Consider the following 3210-nt stretch of genomic DNA (forward strand, 5'->3'; position numbering starts at 1 on the left):
GTGCGGGCCGGGCCAGGGGATTCCCGGCCCGCACGGGGGTCTGTCAGCCGTGCGTGGCGGCGGCCGTCAGGGCGGGCAGTGCGAGCGCTTCGAGGGCGGCGGCCTGGTCGGCGTCGGTGAGGGTCTGCGCGGTCGACGTGACGGCCTGCATCACGCCTCCGGCTGTCATCTGACCGCCCCGGATGAAGTGGGCCAGGATCATGTCCTTGGCCTCGGTGCCGATGCTGAGCGTCTTGGTGACGTGCTCGATCGTCTTCGTCGGCTCGGCCAGGGTCTTACCGGCGGCGGCCTCCATCTCGCGCACCTTGGCCTCGACGTACTCCCGCGAGAGGAACGTGCGCACGGCGTCGGCGGTCTTGGACGTGATGAGCTCCAGCGTCCTGCGCTGCGTCTGCCCGGACCAGGACACGACACCTTCGTCCTGCTTGCCTCCGAGGTGGACGGCGCGCATGACGTCCTTGGTCTCGGTCAAGCCGTTGCGGCAGACCTGGATGACCGCGCGCGGGGTGATGGTGTACGCGCCGGCGCCGACTTCGCTGTTGGTGATGACGAACCCGGCGGAGATCATCGGCAGTTCGTCACCGCTGCGGCCGTCGAACGGGGAGCGGTAGCCGTGCAGCAGCGTGCGGGCGGCGACGGCGACGGCTTCGGACTCGACGCGCACGTACATGCGCCGGTCGGTGAGGTCGCAGCCGGTCACGCGGGTGGGGTGGCCGGACTGCTGCACTCCGTCCAGGGCGGCCAGCAGCATGTCGAAGTTGTCCATGAGCTTGTAGCTGTCGGACAGCAGCGCGCGGGCCACGCCCTCGGCGGGCGGCATGCCGGCGCCGTTCTCGCCCCGGAACGCGCGCAGCATGAACTTGCGCTCGGGCTCCTGGCGCAGCCACGCGTTGACGTTCTCGTCCAGCAGCGGGACGTTGTCGGCACGCATGCGGCGCAGGTAGGCGAGCGGGATGCGCAGCTTGTCGGAGATCCCCTCGTCGGCGACGGCGGTGGGCCGGTAGATGCCGTCGACGTCCGTCACGCCGTCCTCGGTGATCAGGGACTCGACGCCCTCGACGTGCACGTTGCCCTCACGGAACCGCAGGGCGACGGCGGGGGCGATCACGTCCAGCTTGCGGCGCTGCTGGTCCTCCAGGATGCGGACCATGTCGGAGAGATCGGCGTTGCGGGCGCCGGTAGGGGCGACGTTGGTGGCGCGCTCGGCGAACTGCTGAGTCATGCGGGGTTCCCCTTCGTTGGCGTCCGAGTCGGGGCCGCCGCCCCGGACACTGTTGATTCCTGCGGTTCGGGGGCGGGGCCACCACCCCCGAACAACTCCAATACTAGTGCGAGTCTGACAGGTGTGAACCCACCTCTGACCAGCGCTTTTAGGCGAACGTGCGGAAGATCGGCAACGGCGTCAGGCTCCGCCGCCGCACGTTCCTCGCCACGATGACGGGTGTCGGGCCGGTCATCTTGCTGAGGTCGTAGCGCAGTTCAGGCGCCTCGCCGAACGGGTCGGCGTGCGCGTGGATGGCGGTCACCCAATACGGGCCGTGAAGCTGCGTCAGGCTGCCGTGATAGTCGACCTTCTGCCACAGAACCGGCCCAGCGTCCTGCGGGTCGAGAGTCCTCGCGACAGCAACCGCGAGCGCGCTCGTGATCCGCTCCGTCATCAGGAGGACGAAAGCGGCTGACACCGTGCGCGGGTCCACGGGCACATTCGCCACGGCCGGTCCCGTGTGCCCGCCGCGCACACCCATGGCCCAACCCAACTCGAAGAACGGCCGGACCAAAGCCAACTGCTCGTGAGAGACCCTGAGCGCGCTCGGGTCGCTCTCGCTACGCGCCAACTCCGCCAGCGCGTAAGCGGCCTGCTCCCGCTCGGCGTCCGTGATCGGGGCGCTGATCTCCTCGGCCCGCTGCACAATCCGCGTGTCGTCCATGACTCCCCTTCATCGTGTCTGCACTGCGGGTGCGGAAGGGGGCGCCCCGGCGGGGCGCCCCCTCGCGGATTACTTCAGGAATCCGCGCGTCCGAAGAAACTCGGCCGTGATGTGCGCGACTCCGCGCGGCTTGTAGATCTGCGGGAATCGCCGCATCTCCACTTCGGTGCGGCCCGTCTCGTCCGGCTCGATCAGTTCGTGTACGAGACGGTAAGGACGGTCACCTGTCGGCATTTCCAGAACAACGGGGCCGACCTTGGTATCGAAGCGAATTCCGGTGTAATTCGCGTCGGAGTTGTGCACGATGTTCGCCCCGGCCCGCTCGCAGATAAGCGGAAGGAAGTTCGCGACCGTGCGGGCCTGAATTGCAAGGCCGTTCATGGGTGCGTCCTTACCGCCGCGCACTCGGCGGACGATTCCGTCGGAGATTTGGATTTCCACTTGGCTTTCCCCTTCGTTGATCACTGCGTGTGCCGGGGGTCGCCTCCCCCTGCAACTCACATACTAGTACGTGTTAGGGGGAGTTGGAAGACCTTGTTGCGCCCCGTAGTGCGGTAGATGTTGCCCCTTGATGTTGCGTCAGGTGTTGCGCTGGACGTTGCACGGCCTGGCGGCCGGCCTCTACAACACCCCACGTCAGCGGCCTGCGAGCGCGTGGTCGGGCTGCTGACATCCCCTCTGCTGCCACTTGTCCCACGCCGGTTGAAGGATAGTGAGGAATGGGGGCGGGGGCGTGGTCGGGCGGCGGCCTCGGGGATTGGGGCGGCCTGGGAGGTCTGCTGCGCGTCGGCTCCGCCGCCGCGCTGGGCCGGTGTGGAACCCCGGGCCGGGGTCCGGGCGGGGTTGGTGGTCTTGCGTAGCCGCCGACATGCCCGGAGCCGTCGGGCTTTGGATCATCCACGCTCGGCGTGTGCTCTGGCCGTAGGTTGCCGGAGAAAGGACGCGACGGGCGTACTCTCCTAAGCATAATTCTCTTACAAATTTGGAGAATTGAGGTGAGGTCAGGTTAAAGGGAATCAGGAGAGAGAGTCCGGGTAACCTGTTTTTCGGAAGGAGGTGTTCGTAATGGAGTTCGATTCCGGCAAAAGTGACTGACTGTCAGGGAGAGGGCCTCGATGTCCTAGGTGCGTCTTTTTGAATTCGCGGAGCGAATTCCTGGACGGATTGCGGAGCAATTCGGCCCGATCGTCACGGAGTGACGATGTATCAATTTCCTTGCGGAGCAAGGAAATTGAACCGGCGCGTAGCGCCGGCGCGTCGTTCCGCCGGAGGCGGACGCGCG

3 protein-coding genes are annotated in these 3210 nt (G+C 66.9%); all 3 read right to left on the reverse strand.

All coding sequences use genetic code 11. The annotated features are described in order from the left end of the window. Positions 1-43 precede the first annotated feature (43 nt). The 3 genes from ACWDA7_RS51520 to ACWDA7_RS51530 all read right to left on the reverse strand — a co-directional run bounded on the left by ACWDA7_RS51520 (position 44) and on the right by ACWDA7_RS51530 (position 2309). The gene (locus tag ACWDA7_RS51520) at positions 44-1222 is read right to left on the reverse strand and encodes a DUF932 domain-containing protein (RefSeq protein ID WP_450614976.1); all 1179 of its coding nucleotides are present in this window, start codon (positions 1220-1222) and stop codon (positions 44-46) included. Between the two features lie 148 nt (positions 1223-1370). Next, complete coding sequence (locus ACWDA7_RS51525) at positions 1371-1928, reverse strand: hypothetical protein (RefSeq protein WP_450614978.1); 558 nt, start codon at positions 1926-1928, stop codon at positions 1371-1373. 69 nt (positions 1929-1997) lie between these two features. Next, the gene (locus tag ACWDA7_RS51530) at positions 1998-2309 is read right to left on the reverse strand and encodes a hypothetical protein (RefSeq protein WP_450614980.1); all 312 of its coding nucleotides are present in this window, start codon (positions 2307-2309) and stop codon (positions 1998-2000) included. Positions 2310-3210: the final 901 nt, after the last annotated feature.

Source organism: Streptomyces sp. NPDC001156 (genome assembly GCF_053598275.1).